We start from the raw sequence: 14706 nt of genomic DNA on the forward strand, positions 1-14706 counted from the left end.
TTAGACCATGCCCTCTCCCCTGCCGCCCTCCCCCGCCATCACGGTGTCGATCGTGAGCCACGGCCAGCTCGAACTCATCCGGCCGCTGCTGGACCAGCTCGACCGCTTCAGCCGCGGCGCGACGGCGAAGGTGCTGCTGACGCTGAACATCCCCGAGCCCGATGCGCTGGCCGGCGGCCACTGGGGCTTCCCGCTGGAGCGCATCGAGAACGCCCGGCCGATGGGCTTCGGCGCCAACCACAACCAGGCCTTCGCACAGTGCGAGACGCCCTGGTTCCTGGTGCTCAACCCGGACATCCGCTTCGACGCCGACGTGCTGGCGCCGCTGCTCGGGCACGCGACGCCGGACGCGGGGCTGATGGCGCCGCGCATCCTGGAGCCCGGCAAGACCACGCCGGAGCAGCACCGGGCCATCATCACGCCGCAGGAGATCATGACGCGCCGCCGTCCAGGCTATGCCATCCCCGCCGAGCCGGCCTGGCTCCCGGGCTTGTTCATGCTGTTCCGCAGTGAGGCCTACCGGCAGATCGGCGGCTTTGACGAGCGCTTCTTCATGTACGGCGAGGACTTCGACATCTGCGCGCGCCTGCGGCTTGCCGGCTGGAGGATCCGCATCGCCGAGCACCTGCAGACGCGCCACGACGCGCAGCGCGCCAGCCACAGCAGCAGGCGGCACCTGTACTGGCACGTGACGAGCCTGCTGAAGGTGTGGACCTCGTCAGCGTTCTGGCGCTACCGCCGGCTGGACGCGGCCTCCCGCGCCGCACCGCGTTAGCCGCGTTCCAGCAGGTCCTGCGCGATGGCCTGCTTGCCGCGGCCATAGCGGTCGTAGCGGCCGCGGGCGGCTTCCCTGAGCACCGGCAGCAGGCGCGCCAGGCGCGAGGCCGGCAGCTCGGCGCGGAACCGCTGGTGGGCCACCTTCTCGCGCTGGGCCTGCAGCCAGACCTCGGGCACGGGGCCGGGGAGCGACTGCAGGCGCTCGAGCAGGGCCTGGGCACGGCGAAGGCGCTGCCGGTGCTTGTCACCACGCGTGTCCATGGCCTTGCGCAGCTTGTCGGCCAGCGTGGGGCGCTTGGCGCCGATCTGGTTGCGGCCGTGCTGGCGGTAGTCGATCAGGGGCTCCGGCAGCACGTCCATGCGGCCGGTGGCGGCAGCGAGCGCCCCGAGCCATTCGTCATGCACCCACTCCTCGGAGAAGGGCAGCGCGGCTGTCAGCAAGGTGCGACGGAACATCGTTGTGGCGCCCGTCACGAGATTGCGGCGCAGCAGGACCTCGAAGGCGTCGCCCCGGGCGATCGCCTCCAGCTCGCCGGGCTGCACCTCCAGCGCCTGGAACAGCGTGCTGCCCAGGGAGCGGAGCTCTTCGTCGACGAGGCGGGCATCCGTGTGCAGCAGCAGCAGCTCCGGCCGCTCCCCGAAGATGCCCGCCATGCGCGCGAGGCGACCCGGGTGCCAGACGTCGTCGTGGTCGCTGAGGGCAATCAGCTCATGCCTGCAGGCGCGCACGGCCTGCTCGAAGTTGCGGGTGACTCCCAGCGGGGTGCGGTTCTCGAACACGGTCAGCGCGACGCTCGAGGCCACGCCGCAGGCGGCCATGGTCTGGCGCACCAGCGCCACGCTGTCGTCGCTGGAACCGTCGTCGGACAGCACGATCTCGCGCGGCAGCAGGTCCTGCGTGCAGATGCTCTGCACCTGCGCCGGCAGGAAGCGCGCGCCATTGCGCGTGCAGAGGGCGACGGAGACGGCAGCCATCACCCCAGCGCTTCGACGCGCGGCGGCCAGGCATAGCCGAAGTCTTCGCTGTCGACGGTCAGGTTCGGGCTGTAGGCAGGGTCGTGCCGGATCACGTCCGCCCAGCGCTCCTGCATATAGGCGATCTCCCGCTCGAAGCGCTCGCGCTTGTGCGGAGCGACGTCCTGGCCCCGCGTCGCGGATTCGTGATGCAGGAGCTCCGCGTACGGTGTCCACACGTTGCGAAAACCGGCTTGCCGCAGGCGCAGGCAGAAGTCCACGTCGTTGAAGGCCACTTGCAGATTGACTTCGTCGAGTCCGCCCATCTGCAGATACGTGGCCTTGCGAATGACCATGCAGGCCGCCGTCACGGCAGAGAAAGTCTGGATCAACGCGGCACGCCCCGCATAGCCGTTCAGGCCGGCCGGCAAACCCTTGTGCGCGTGCAGGGCCAGCTTGTCCTGGGCGAGCACGACGCCGCCGTGCTGCAAGCTCATGTCCGGATACCGCAGCCGCGCGCCGACCGCACCGACGCCGGGTTGAAGCGCAAGGCTCACCATTTCGGTGAGCCATTCGGGCGAGATCACTTCGATATCGTTGTTGACCAGCGCGATCACTTCGCCCCGGGCCACGGCGACCGCCGCGTTGTTCAGCGCCGAGTAGTTGAAATCACGCTCGTCGCGCAGCACCCGGATGTTCGGTCTCTGCGAAATGGCCCGGAAGTAATCGAGCGCCGCGGGATCGTCCGATCCGTTGTCGACGACGATGATTTCATAGGGCGCATAGGTGGTCTTCGCGATGATCGATTCGATGCACTGGCGCACCAGCTTCAGCGCATTGCGGGTCGGAATGATCAGCGACACCAGCGGCGGCGCATCCGGCAAAGCGTAGCGTGCGCGGTATCCGATGCCGATGTACTCGGCCTTCGCCTGGACACCCAGACGTGCGAAGTGTTCGTTCAGCGCCCGCTCGCCCGCCACGGCCGCGTAGGGTTTGGCATTCATCGAACGCGCCGTGCTGGCGCCATGCACGCGCCAGTGGTAGAGGACCCGCGGCACATGGCGGATCTGGTCGGCACGGACGCGCTCGACGCAGCGCAGCACCAGGTCCCAATCCTGCGAGCCCTCCAGGCCCACACGAAAACCGCCGACCGCGCGCACCAGGTCGGTGGCCAGGACGCCCAGGTGGCTGAAGGTGTTCTGCGAATGGAAGAGGTCGATGTTCCAGTCCGGCTTGAAGTAGGGATCGAAGCGTCGACCCGACTCGTCGATCTTGTCTTCGTCCGAATAGATGAGCCGCGCGTCCGGATGTGCAACGATGCACTCGGCCACGCAGAACAGCGCATGCGCGGGAAGCAGGTCGTCGTGGTCCATGAGCGCGATCCAGGCTCCCGTGGCCAGTTCCAGCGCGCTGTTGGATGCGGCCGAGATGTGGCCGTTCTCGGGGCGCAGGACGACCTTGATGCGGGCATCGCGCTCGCTGTAGTCGCGCAGGAGCGCCCGAACCTCGGCCGAAGGCGATGCGTCGTCGGCGATGCACAGCTCCCAGTTCGGATAGAGCTGGTCGCGCACCGACTCGATCGCATCGCGCAGCCAGATGGGGTCGGGGTTGTAGGTGGGCATGAGCACCGAGATCAGCGGTGCCTCCCGCATGTCGCGCGCGCGTTCCGCAATGCCTGCCCGGGCTTCGGGCGAAAGGGTGTCATGCATGCGCACCCAGTTCGCGTAGTCGCTTCGGGGCGAGACCCGCCGCCGCATTTCCCACACGACGCCGCGCCACCCGGCCTTGCGGAAGACGCGCCAGGCCTGCGGAACCCGCGCCATCATTCGCGGGCCGTGCCGCACGGCCAGCTGGGCGAGTCGGAGAAATCGGGTGAGGCGCTTCATGGAATGCTGGACCGGGTCGGTTACTTGCGCGCTTCGAGGGCAGGATCGAGGAAGGTCGCCGACTGCCGGACATACGCTGCCCGAAGGTGGGTCGCGTCCTTGTAGATCGGGGTGCCGTCCGGGAGAGTGCGCAGGCACTGGCCCTCCGGCGTGCACAGGGCGGCCACGGGGTCGATGACTTTCGCGCCGCCCCGTTCCGCCACCTGCCGCAGCCGCTCGCGGAGCTGTTGCTGGCTCATCAACAGCGGCGCCGTCGGACTGACCGGCGTCGCGTGCATCACGCCGAGCCGGTTGCCTGCGACGCGCGTGCGCGGCTCGAAGTCGGGGCCGACCGGAATCGTCAGCTGCAGATAGACCTCCTTCCCGGCCGCGCGCAGCAACCGGATGAACAACTCCAGCGACTCCATCGAGCGCGCAACGCCGTCGCCGCCGCGCAGCGGATGGCGCCCCCTCATGTCCAGGTAGTAGTAGTTGTCGGGCGGGGGCGCGGCTGCCGCGCCGGGCGCGGGGTCGCCGATGTCGAAATAGCAGGTCCAGCAGCCGCCGATCACGACCACGTCGACTTGCGGACCGAGCGCGAAGCGCTGCGTGCGGTCGAACCGCTCGCCGCAGACCGGGTCGCGGTCTTCCAGCACGTGCGGGATCGGCGGGCAGGCGCCGCGCGTGGCGAAGAACATCGTACCCACCGAGCCGGGTTGCCTTTCGGCCAGCTCGACCGCGCGCGGACCGAACTGCTCGATATGGCTGTCGCCCATCAGCAGCACGTGGGGCCGGCCCTCGCCGACACGGTAGATGGTCTCGCCCTCGACCTTGACGGTGCGCATGCCGTCCGGATAGGCCCAGTCGGCGCTGGCCGCAACGACGTCCTGCAGGCCAGGATCGTCATTGCGCGAGGGCAGCGCACGCGCAAACGTCAGCGCACCCACGACGGCGGCGAGGACCATGCCTGTCGCCAGGCCGCCCACCACGAAGGAGCCCTTGTGCTGGCGAAGCCCCCGCTCCACGTAGCGATAGGTGATCCAGGCCAGCCCGATCGCCGCAAGGACAGCCGCAATGCGCACGATGCGCGCCGGATCGCTCCCGCTCTCGAGCACGCGCGCATAGGCCAGCAGGGGCCAATGCCAGAGGTAGAGCGGATAGCTGATCAGCCCGAACCAGACGGCGATGCGCGATCCGAGCAGCCGCCGATTGATCCAGGCGCCGGGCCCGGCCGAAATGCACAGGCAGGCGCCGAGCACGGGCAGGAGTGCCCACCACCCCGGAAAGGCCTTGGTGCGCTGGATGAGCACCAGCCCGAGAACGATCAGCAGGAGCCCGCCCACGCTGCGCAGCTCGCGCCGATACCAGTTGCGATGCGGTTCGCGGCGCAGCGCGTTCCATGCCAGCAAGGCCCCGGCCGCCAGCTCCCACATGCGCGGCAGCGGCGAATAGAAGGTCGCCGTGGGATGGCGATGGACCGCGTACACGTTGAGAAAGAAGGACAGCCCCGTCGCCACCCACATCCAGGTGCCGAGATGGCGCCCCTGGCTGCCCCTGAAGCGCCAGGCCAGGCCGAGGAACACGGGCCAGAAGATGTAGAACTGCTCTTCCACCGCCAGCGACCACAGGTGCAGCAGCGGCTTGGATTCGGCAGCGGTGTCGAAGTAGCCGGCCTCCTGCCACAGCGCCAGATTGACCACGAAGCCGGCGCTGGCCAGCAGATGCTTGCCGAGCTGGCGGAACTCGTCGGCCAGCAGTGCGTACCAGCCGAAGGCGAAGGTCGCCGCCATCACGACCAGCAGCGCCGGAAAGATGCGGCGGATGCGCCTGGCATAGAACTCGCGGTAGCCGAAGCCCTCACCCGCCAGGCTGCCGAAGATGATCGTCGAGATCAGGTAACCAGAAATGACAAAAAAGATGTCGACGCCGATGAAGCCGCCCTTGACCCAGTGCGGAAAGGCATGGAAGCCCACGACCGAGAGCACCGCGATGGCGCGCAGGCCGTCGATGTCGGGGCGGTATTTGGGGTGGGCGAGGTGGGACTGTTCTTCTGGGCGCGGCATGCAGGGCGCTATCGATGGCTGGGTCGTGCCGGCGGCGGCACGGCAGTTGCGACGGGAAGGCGTGATTATCTTCGCAACGGCACGGCGCCCCGGGAACGCTGCGCCCGGCCAGCCGAACGCTGCCCGGTAAAATCGCCCGCTCTCCAAAGAGAAGGAAGAAAATGCAATTGCTCTCCGTGGTCCTCTCCGGTGGCGCAGGTTCCCGGCTGTGGCCCGCATCGCGACAAGCCTTCCCGAAACCTTTCATGAAGCTCGGCGGTTCGACGCTGCTCCAGCAGGCGATCGAACGGGGGCAGGCCTGCGGCACCGGCGACCTGATGCTGGTGACCAACCAGGACCACCAGTTCCTGAGCAAGGACGTGCTGCGCCAGATGAGCGATCCGCCGTCCACCACATTTCTGCTCGAGCCGCGCGGCCGCAACACGGCGCCGGCCATCGCGCTGGCCGCGCTGCAATGCCAACGGCAGTTCAGTGGCGACACCGTCATGCTGGTGCTGTCGGCCGATCATCTGGTTCCGGACGTGGAAGCCTTCGTCGCCAGTGCGAGCGAGGCCTTCCGGCTGGCGCAGGACGGCGCGCTGGTGATATTCGGCATTTCGCCGACCGCACCGGAAACCGGCTTCGGCTACGTCGAAGTGGAGCGCGTCTCGCGCGAGAGCCAGCTCGTCAAGCGCTTCGTCGAGAAGCCCGACCTGGCAACGGCACAGGAATACCTGGCAACGGGGCGCTACTACTGGAACAGCGGGATGTTCTGTTTCACCGCCGCCTCCATCCTCTCCGCACTGGAGCGACACGCTCCCGACGCGATGAACGCAGCGCGGCATGCGCTCGACACCGCCAAGACGAAGGGCAACGCCATCAGCTTCGACCTGCATGCCTTCGGACTGCAACCCGACATCAGCATCGACTATGCGGTGATGGAGCATGCGGACAACGTGCATGTGGTGCCTGCGCGCTTCCCCTGGAGCGACGTGGGTTCCTGGCCCTCGGTGGCCAATGCGCAGCCCTCGGATGCGGCGGGCAACACCTTCCCCGATGACCACGTGGTGGCGGTGGACACCACGGGCACCCACATCCAGGTCGAGAGTCATGGCCCCAAGGTGGTGGCGGCTCTGGGGCTGCGCGATCTCGTCATCGTCGATACGCCCGATGCGCTGCTCGTGGCCCACAAGGACAGCGCTCAGCAGGTGAAAAAAGTCGTCGACATCCTCAAGGCCCGCAAGCATGAAACAGTGCACTTGCCGGCCGTGGTCCACCGCCCGTGGGGCACTTATGCCTCGCTCAAGGAAGAAGACGGCTACAAGGTCAAGCGCATCACGGTGAAGCCAGGCGAAGCGCTCTCGCTGCAGTACCACCACCAGCGCGCCGAGCACTGGGTCGTGGTCCGGGGAACGGCCATCGTCCAGATCGGCGACGTGGAGCACAAGACCCTGCCCGGGGAATACCGCTATATCCCTCTCAAGGAGAAGCATCGTTTGACCAATATCGGACAGGATGAACTGGTTCTCATCGAAGTCCAGTGCGGTGGCTACCTTGGCGAAGACGACATCGTTCGCCTGGTGGACACCTACGGACGCGTATGACCCAGGCGCACTCCAATCTTCATCGAAGCGCCTGGGCCGACTGGTGGGAGGGTACCCGCCGCACCGACATCTGGTGGACACTCGCCTGGTTCGACATCGTGCTGCGCTACCGGCGCTCGATGCTGGGCCCCTTGTGGCTGACCCTCAGCATGGGTGCCATGATCGGCGGCATGGGGCCGCTGTACGCCTCACTGTTCGGCACCGAGCTGTCGAGGTTCTTTCCGCACCTGGCGCTGGGCATCATCTTCTGGAGTTTTTTCTCCAGCATGGTGACGGACTCCTGCAACGCCTTCATCGGCTCCAGCAACTACCTGAAGCAAGGCTATTTCCCGATCAGCCTGTTCGTCTGGCGCAGCATGGCGCGCAACATGATCCAGTTCGTGCACCACATCGTGCTGTACGTGCCGGTGGCGCTGTGGGCAGGCGTCTCGCTGTCCTGGTCGGCACTGCTCTTCGTGCCTGCCTTCCTGCTGCTGCTCGTCAATGCACAGGCGCTGGGCCTGGCCCTGGGCCTGGTTTGCACGCGCTTTCGCGACGTGACCCAGATCGTCACCAGCGTCATGCAGATGCTGATGTTTCTGACGCCCGTCTTCTGGCTTCCCGACGCCCTGCCCGGTCGCGCGCAGTACATCCTGTACAACCCTTTCGCACAGATGCTGGATCTGCTGCGCACCCCCTTGATGGGTGGCATTTCCGATGCTCACAACTGGTGGGGCATCGTGGGTTGGACTGTCCTGAGCCTGGCGGCTTCGGGTCTGCTGTTCGCACGATACCGCCGCCGCGTCGTCTACTGGCTCTAAAGCCTCGAAGAAAAATGGCTTCCATCTCGCTCAAGAACGTCTCGGTCAACTTCCCGATCTACGGTGCCGGCGCCGCATCGCTGAAAAAAACGCTGGCCGCGTCCGTTACCGGCGGGCGCTTCGGCAAGGAGACCGGCGTCAACGTGGTGCAGGCGTTGAGCAACATCAACCTGGAGCTCAAGAGCGGCGACCGTCTGGGGCTGGTGGGCCACAACGGCGCCGGCAAGTCGACGCTGCTGCGCACGCTGGCGGGCGTCTATGAGCCTTCGTCGGGCGAGTTCGTGCGCCAGGGTACCGTCTCCAGCCTCATCGATCCGGCACTGGGCATCGAGCACGACGCTACGGGCGTCGAGAACATCATGCTGCGCGGCCTGGTAATGGGCATGAGCAAGAAGCAGATCGACGCGCTCACACCCGAGATCTGCGAGTTCAGCGGCCTGGGCGAATACGTGAACATGCCGGTGCGCACCTACTCCACCGGCATGCTGATGCGGCTGGCCTTCTCCATTTCGACCAGCATCCAGGCCGACATCCTGCTGATGGACGAGTGGCTGTCGGTGGGTGATGCGGAGTTCACCGAGAAGGCCGAGCAGCGCATGAAGGACGTGGTGGCCAAGTCAGGGATCCTGGTGCTTGCCTCGCACTCGCCCGAGCTGATCGCGAAGGAGTGCAACCGGGTGATTCACCTGGAGCACGGGCGGATCGCGGAAGCAACTCCTGGACCCGTCCAATGATCCGTCCACTCATTCGATGGTGCCCCTGGTTTTGAAAAGTGCGATCTTTCCTCCCCTTCTGGCCGCAGTCCGCCGCTTGCTGCCGCCCCAAAGCCCGGTCCGGCAGAAGCTCAATGCGCTGCTGATCGAGCGCTTCCCGCAGTTGCACAGCCGGCTGAAGCGCAAGCTGCGCGGCCGCGATACCGTGTCGACGCTGGATTCGACCCGCACGACGTGGGCCGGCCGCATGCATGCACCCTCGGCACTGCACCCCGTGCTTTCCGACCCGGACCTGCTGCCGCTCGCACGCCCCAAGGCAGAGTACCTCGATCCGGAAAGTTTTCATTGGGCGCCCACGGGGGAGATCCTGGAGCCGGTCGTCGAGATGAGCCAGATGCGCCAGAGCCCGGCGTCGGTCTGCTTCGTGGTGCCAGTGCGTAGCAAGGACATGGCGGCGCTGGAGCGCACGCTGCAGTCCGCCCTTCGGCAGACGGACCCGTGCTGGGAGTTGCTCTTCGGATGCGACGAAGAGCACGCCTCGCTGGTGTCGGGCTGGCTGGAGACCGATTGGCGCGTGCGCCGCGTCGAGTTGGAAGGCATGCCAACGGAGAGCCACTGGCTTAAGGCCGCTGCGAAGGAGGCCACCACCGTCTTCGTGGGCCTGCTCTCGCAGGGGGACATGGTGGACGACGACCTGGTCAAGATGCTCGGCGACAAGCTGCGCAATGCGCCGGACCTCGACCTCGTCTACACCGACGAGGCAAGCCGGCTCCAGAACGACAAGGTCGGCCGGCAGTTCTACAAGCCGGACTGGTCGCCTGAGCACCAGCAGTCCGTGAACATGCTGGGACGATTCACTGCGATCCGCAAGAAGCTGCTGCTCTCGCTCTCCGAACCCCGAGGGCGCGAAGACGCGGCCGCCGAGTACGAACTGGCACTTGCCGCTGCCGCGAATGCGACCTCGATCGCGCACATCGACGACCTGCTCTATTTCAGGAGTGCGTCCGGGGCCGAGCCGGCGCTCGGCGGCTTCTTTCCGCCCGCAGCGCTCGAGGAGGCCCGCATGGCTCTCGAGCGGCAGGTCCACAGGGATTGTCCGGCCGCAAAAATCGAAGCGGTGGCGGACAAGGGAAGCCTCCGTGTCGTCTGGCCCGAGCCCACCACGCCCGTCACCCTGGTCATCCTGACCGGCATGTACGAGAGGGAGGTACCGGAACACGGAAAGATCGTTCTGGCCACGCACTTCGTCCAATCGATCATTTCGAAGTCGACCTGCGCCAACTACAAGATCCTGGTGGTCGACGACGGCTTCGTGCCCGAGGAGATGAAGGCGCTGCTGGCGGCGCACGGCCATTCCTCGGTGTCGTACCCGAAGCAGAAGACCTTCTCCTTTGCCGACAAGGCGAACTTCGCCACGGCGCAGGTGCATGAGGGCATCGTGATCCTCCTCAACGACGACCTGGAGGTCATCGCCCCCGATTGGATCCAGGCGCTGGCGTCCCAGGCGGCACGGCCCGCGGTCGGCGCGGTCGGCGGCAAGCTGCTGTTCCCCGACGGCAGCCTGCAGCATGCCGGCATCGCGCTGGGCTTCCACGGATCCGCCGGGCACGTATTCCATCGCGCCCCCGACGACGGAAGCGACTACGCAGGCTTTGCCGCCATCGACCGCAACTACAGCGCGGTGACGGGGGCGGTCATGGCCTACAGGAAGGAAGTGTTCGATGAAGTCGGCGGCTTCGACCTGCAGTTCTCCACTGACTACAACGACCTGGATTTCTGCCTCAAATGCATCGAGGCCGGCTATCGCGTGGTCTACACGCCGGCAGCAAAGCTCTATCACTTCCACAACTCGAGCCTGGAGCGGGCTCATGACAACCTCCAGGAGAAAAAGATCTTCCTGCAGAAGTGGAGCCACCTCGTCGCCAGGGATCCCTATTTCAGCAAGCACTTCCAAAAGGACTCTCACGACCGTCCTTTGCTGGAGCCCAGACCTTGAGCGCCAACGTCCGCAAACAAGTCCAGATCGGCGCCGATCCGCTGTCGGAATCGACCTACCGGCACCTGCGCCAGCAGCTCGCCGCCCGCGCAAGAGAAGTCGGCACCCGGCTGGACCTCGACTGGGATGAGGTGATGCAGCCCGGCCCCGATCGCCACACCCCGGCCAAGCAGGCGCTGCTCCTGCTCGAACTCGGTCTCTTCGACCAGGAACACTACGTCTCGGCCTACCCCGACATCGTGGCCGCGGGCTTTGAACCAATTGCGCACTACATCAATCTCGGCGACGCCGAAGGCAGGAAGCCCAATCCGGTCTTCGACCCGGATTTCTATCGCACCCAGTTCGAACGCGGCGAGCCGAGCAATGTCACGGCGCTCTATCACTATGCGTTGATCGGCGAAGCCCTGGGGCTGAGGGCGTCGAGCTCTTTCTCGCCGCGCCGATACCTGCAGTCCAACTCGGAATTGCAGCCCTGGCTCGACAGACCCCTCACGCACTACCTGCATGTGGGCAGCAAGGCCGGCCTCATGGTGAATCACCGGGTACGGCTGTCCGACGCGCAGAAGGTGCGCTTCGAGCGCGAAGATCTTCCACCGCCACAGAAGCACGTCGACCCGGCCAAGGGCGTGAACATCATCGGACCATTGGACAGGGTCTCCGGGCTTGGAGTCAGCGCGCGCGGTTACCTGGACGGCCTGCGCAAGGCCGGCCTTACCCGCATCGGCTGCCGTGCACAGCAGCGCGAGTTCGCCATCCAGTCGAGCGTGGAGGGCACACCCCAGTTCCCTCCCTATCTGGCGGACGGCGACGTGAACCTGGTGCACATGAACGGCGACACGCTGCCGGTCATGATGGCCCATGGCGGCAACGAACTGTTCCAAGACAAGTACAACATCGCGGTCTGGTACTGGGAACTGCCGACGCTACGGCCGGAGTGGCAGGCGTCGATGCAGTATTTCCACGAATTCTGGGCGCCCACGCCCTTCATCTACCGCATGCTCCGGCAGTCGACCGCGAAGCCCGTCCACCTGCTGCCACCCTATCTGGCGTACTTGACGGGCCTGGAGCGGCATCACGCGTCCGAATCGGGCGAAACGACTTTCGTCTACTGCTTCGACGCCAATAGCATTCTCGAGCGGAAGAACCCAAGCACGCTGCTCGACGCCTTTCTGCGGGCCTTTCCGAAGGGGTCGTCGGCCAAGGTGCGGCTGACCTTCAAGATCACCTATCCCAACCGCAAAATCCCCGAGGTCGACTATCTCTACCGGACCGCCGCGCAAGACCGCCGGATCAAGATCATCGACCACCTCCTCACGGATGCCAAACTGCATCACCTGATCAGTTCCGCCTCGGCCTATGTTTCGCCGCATCGCTCCGAGGGCCTGGGCCTCACGGTAATCGAGGCCATGGGTGCCGGCGTACCCGTGATTTCCACGGCCTTCGGCGGCGTCGATGCCTTCGTCGACCCGGCGTCCGCATACCCGGTGGACTACCGGCTGATCGAGTTGGAGGACGACTACATTCCCTATCCGCGCGGATTCGTCTGGGCCGATCCCGATATGGATTCCATCGCGGCGCAACTGCTCGCGGTCTACCAGAATCCGGCCGAAGCGGACCGCAGGGCAGCGGTCGCCCAGAAGGCGGTGCTCGACTACTTCTGCGCGCCAGGCCTGATCGAGCGCTACCGGGAGGCACTGCGGCGCATCACGGTCGCGTGATGCGGCGGGCCGCGATGCGGCGCCTCAGGCGTGGTGGCGGAGGAAGTCCTCGTAGGCGTGCCGCAGGCCCTCGTCGAGCGCCGTCTTCGCCTTCCAGCCCAGGGCTGACAGCCGACCCACGTCGAGCAGCTTGCGCGGCGTTCCGTCGGGCTTGGTGGCATCGAGCTTGAGCTCACCTTCGTAGCCAACGGTCGCCTTCACGAGTTCCGCCACCTCGCGGATCGTCACGTCCTCGCCCACCCCGACGTTGATCAAGGGCGTGACCTCGGGCCGCGTCAGCGCCGCGAAGCGCTCGTCGGGAAGCTCCAGCAGGAAGCGGATCGCATCGCCCAGGTCTTCCGAATACATGAACTCACGCCGCGGCTTGCCCGAGCCCCAGACCACGACTTCGGGCGCGCCCTTGATCTTGGCCTCGTGGAAACGCCGGATCAGCGCGGGCAGTACGTGCGAGTGCTCGGGGTGATAGTTGTCGCCCGGACCGTACATGTTTGTCGGCATCACGGCGAGATAACGCGTGCCGTACTGGCGATTGAACGACCAGCAGGATTCCACGCCGCTGATCTTCGCGAGCGCGTAGGGGCGGTTGGTGGCCTCCAGCGGCCCGGTCAACAGATAGTCCTCATTGATGGGCTGCGGGCAGTCGCGCGGATAGATGCACGATGAGCCCAGGAAGATCATGCGTTCGACGCCCGCCTCGTGTGCGGCATCGAACACGTTGAGCTGGATGCGCAGGTTGTTGTGGAGGAAGTCGACCGGCAGGGTCGAGTTGGCCAGGATGCCTCCGACCTTCGCGGCACACATGACGACATAGTCTGGGCGCTGCTCCATGAAAAAGGCACGCGTCGCCGCACGGTCTTCAAGGTCGAGTTCGGCGTGCGTGCGCACGATGGTTTCGAAGTTCGGACGATCCTTCAGTGCGCGCTGCGCTGCGGAGCCCACGAGACCACGGTGGCCCGCAATAAATGTTCTCTTCATCATTCCAATTCTCTCTGGTCTGAGACAGTTTAGAGGGTCGTGGGTTGCATTTCGTGACGATCGGGACCCGACCCCGCGCCTGATCCCTGCTTCGCCGCCGGAGCCGGCCACTGGGCGCCCGATGCCGGGCTTCTGAGGCTTTGCGGCAAAATGGAAGACTTTGTGTTCCGTCGGCTTGGTTGGCGGACTTCGTCGTGTTTGATTTGATAAGGGGTTCCAGTATGAAGAAGCGTGCCGTGGTCACGGGCATCACAGGGCAGGATGGCGCATACCTCGCCGAGTTGCTGCTCGACAAGGGTTACGTGGTGTATGGGACCTATCGTCGCACCAGTTCCGTGAACTTCTGGCGGATCGAAGAACTGGGCATCCAGAACCACCCCGACCTGCATCTCGTTGAATACGATCTGACCGATCTCGGCAGTTCCCTGACCCTGATCAAGGAGGCCGCTCCCGACGAGGTCTACAACCTTGCGGCACAGAGCTTTGTCGGAGTGAGCTTCAACCAGCCCGACGCCACCGCACAGATCACCGGCATGGGGGCGCTGCATCTGCTCGAGGCCATTCGCCTGACCAATCCCCGCATTCGTTTCTATCAGGCGTCCACGTCCGAGATGTTCGGCAAGGTGCAGGCCATTCCGCAGGTGGAAGACACACCTTTCTATCCGCGCAGCCCCTACGGCGTCGCGAAGCTGTTTGCCCACTGGATGACGATCAACTATCGCGAGAGCTACGACATCTTCGGTTGCAGCGGGATCCTGTTCAACCACGAGAGCCCGCTGCGCGGCCGTGAGTTCGTCACGCGCAAGATCACCGACGGCGTGGCCAAGATCAAGTTGGGCAAGGCCGAAGTGCTGGAGCTTGGCAACCTGAGCGCCAAGCGCGACTGGGGCTTTGCCAAGGAGTACGTCGAAGGCATGTGGATGATGCTGCAGGCCAAGGAACCCGACAGCTTTGTGCTGGCGACCAATCGGACGGAAACCGTCAGGGAGTTCGTGGAGATGGCGTTCAAGGCGGCCGGCTACGAATTGCGCTTCGAAGGCGACGAGCAGCACGAGGTTGGTATCGACGTCCAGACCGGCAAGACGCTGGTGCGCGTCAATCCCAAGTTCTATCGCCCTGCCGAAGTGGACCTGCTGATCGGCAATCCCGCGCGCGCCAAGGAAAAGCTCGGCTGGGAGCCGAAGACGACGCTGGAACAGCTGTGCACGATGATGGTCGAGGCGGATCTTCGTCGGAATGCGGAAGGTAAGTCGTTCTAAGCC

At 65.6% G+C, this 14706-nt stretch carries 11 protein-coding genes; 7 read left to right on the forward strand and 4 right to left on the reverse strand.

The genetic code is table 11. The annotated features are described in order from the left end of the window. The first annotated feature begins 7 nt into the window (after positions 1-7). A complete protein-coding gene (locus tag A8M77_RS13300; protein ID WP_086921977.1) occupies positions 8-775 on the forward strand; it encodes a glycosyltransferase family 2 protein in 768 nt (255 codons plus the stop codon). On the opposite strand, the gene A8M77_RS13305 is transcribed toward A8M77_RS13300, so the two are convergent. The 3 genes from A8M77_RS13305 to A8M77_RS13315 are packed head-to-tail and all read right to left on the reverse strand — an operon-like array spanning position 772 to position 5659. Continuing rightward, positions 772-1752, reverse strand: a complete 981-nt coding sequence (locus tag A8M77_RS13305) for a glycosyltransferase (protein WP_238136812.1) — start codon at positions 1750-1752, stop codon at positions 772-774. The genes A8M77_RS13300 and A8M77_RS13305 overlap by 4 nt on opposite strands. Further along, a complete protein-coding gene (locus A8M77_RS13310; protein ID WP_086921979.1) occupies positions 1752-3617 on the reverse strand; it encodes a glycosyltransferase family 2 protein in 1866 nt (621 codons plus the stop codon). The genes A8M77_RS13305 and A8M77_RS13310 overlap by 1 nt, the downstream gene beginning before the upstream one ends. A 20-nt stretch (positions 3618-3637) precedes the next feature. Then, positions 3638-5659 (reverse strand): acyltransferase family protein, encoded by a 2022-nt coding sequence (locus A8M77_RS13315; protein ID WP_086921980.1) that lies wholly within the window; start codon positions 5657-5659, stop codon positions 3638-3640. A 161-nt stretch (positions 5660-5820) separates the two neighbouring features. On the opposite strand from A8M77_RS13315, the gene A8M77_RS13320 reads away from it, so the two are divergent. The 5 genes from A8M77_RS13320 (at position 5821) to A8M77_RS13340 (ending at position 12469) form a co-directional block, all read left to right on the forward strand. Next, the gene (locus A8M77_RS13320) at positions 5821-7242 is read left to right on the forward strand and encodes a mannose-1-phosphate guanylyltransferase/mannose-6-phosphate isomerase (protein ID WP_086921981.1); all 1422 of its coding nucleotides are present in this window, start codon (positions 5821-5823) and stop codon (positions 7240-7242) included. Continuing rightward, positions 7239-8042 carry an ABC transporter permease gene (locus tag A8M77_RS13325; RefSeq protein WP_086921982.1) on the forward strand — a complete coding sequence of 268 codons (804 nt, stop codon included), beginning with the start codon at positions 7239-7241 and terminating at the stop codon, positions 8040-8042. The genes A8M77_RS13320 and A8M77_RS13325 overlap by 4 nt, the downstream gene beginning before the upstream one ends. Positions 8043-8056: 14 nt before the next feature. Continuing rightward, positions 8057-8776: an ABC transporter ATP-binding protein gene (locus A8M77_RS13330; RefSeq protein WP_086921983.1), complete on the forward strand. Its 720-nt coding sequence runs from the start codon at positions 8057-8059 to the stop codon at positions 8774-8776. Between the two features lie 76 nt (positions 8777-8852). After that, positions 8853-10751 carry a glycosyltransferase family 2 protein gene (locus A8M77_RS13335; RefSeq protein ID WP_158100926.1) on the forward strand — a complete coding sequence of 633 codons (1899 nt, stop codon included), beginning with the start codon at positions 8853-8855 and terminating at the stop codon, positions 10749-10751. Further along, positions 10748-12469 carry a glycosyltransferase gene (locus tag A8M77_RS13340; RefSeq protein ID WP_086921985.1) on the forward strand — a complete coding sequence of 574 codons (1722 nt, stop codon included), beginning with the start codon at positions 10748-10750 and terminating at the stop codon, positions 12467-12469. The genes A8M77_RS13335 and A8M77_RS13340 overlap by 4 nt, the downstream gene beginning before the upstream one ends. A 24-nt stretch (positions 12470-12493) precedes the next feature. Here A8M77_RS13340 and A8M77_RS13345 read toward each other — a convergent pair whose 3' ends face one another. Beyond that, the gene (locus tag A8M77_RS13345) at positions 12494-13444 is read right to left on the reverse strand and encodes a GDP-L-fucose synthase family protein (RefSeq protein WP_086921986.1); all 951 of its coding nucleotides are present in this window, start codon (positions 13442-13444) and stop codon (positions 12494-12496) included. 221 nt (positions 13445-13665) lie between these two features. Here A8M77_RS13345 and gmd point away from each other — a divergent pair, with 221 nt between their 5' ends. After that, positions 13666-14703, forward strand: coding sequence for a GDP-mannose 4,6-dehydratase (gene gmd / locus A8M77_RS13350; protein WP_086921987.1), 1038 nt, complete (start codon positions 13666-13668; stop codon positions 14701-14703). The last annotated feature ends 3 nt before the right edge of the window (positions 14704-14706 follow it).

The sequence above is a fragment of the Variovorax sp. JS1663 genome (assembly GCF_002157355.1).
Classification (GTDB): Bacteria; Pseudomonadota; Gammaproteobacteria; order Burkholderiales; family Burkholderiaceae_C; genus Variovorax.

Excerpts from the sequence above, each read along its gene's own strand:
- A8M77_RS13300 (WP_086921977.1), top strand. The coding sequence starts at position 8 with ATGCCCTCTCCCCTGCCGCCCTCCCCCGCCATCACGGTGTCGATCGTG.
- A8M77_RS13305 (WP_238136812.1), bottom strand. The coding sequence starts at position 1,752 with ATGGCTGCCGTCTCCGTCGCCCTCTGCACGCGCAATGGCGCGCGCTTC.
- A8M77_RS13310 (WP_086921979.1), bottom strand. The coding sequence starts at position 3,617 with ATGAAGCGCCTCACCCGATTTCTCCGACTCGCCCAGCTGGCCGTGCGG.
- A8M77_RS13315 (WP_086921980.1), bottom strand. The coding sequence starts at position 5,659 with ATGCCGCGCCCAGAAGAACAGTCCCACCTCGCCCACCCCAAATACCGC.
- A8M77_RS13320 (WP_086921981.1), top strand. The coding sequence starts at position 5,821 with ATGCAATTGCTCTCCGTGGTCCTCTCCGGTGGCGCAGGTTCCCGGCTG.
- A8M77_RS13325 (WP_086921982.1), top strand. The coding sequence starts at position 7,239 with ATGACCCAGGCGCACTCCAATCTTCATCGAAGCGCCTGGGCCGACTGG.
- A8M77_RS13330 (WP_086921983.1), top strand. The coding sequence starts at position 8,057 with ATGGCTTCCATCTCGCTCAAGAACGTCTCGGTCAACTTCCCGATCTAC.
- A8M77_RS13345 (WP_086921986.1), bottom strand. The coding sequence starts at position 13,444 with ATGAAGAGAACATTTATTGCGGGCCACCGTGGTCTCGTGGGCTCCGCA.
- gmd (WP_086921987.1), top strand. The coding sequence starts at position 13,666 with ATGAAGAAGCGTGCCGTGGTCACGGGCATCACAGGGCAGGATGGCGCA.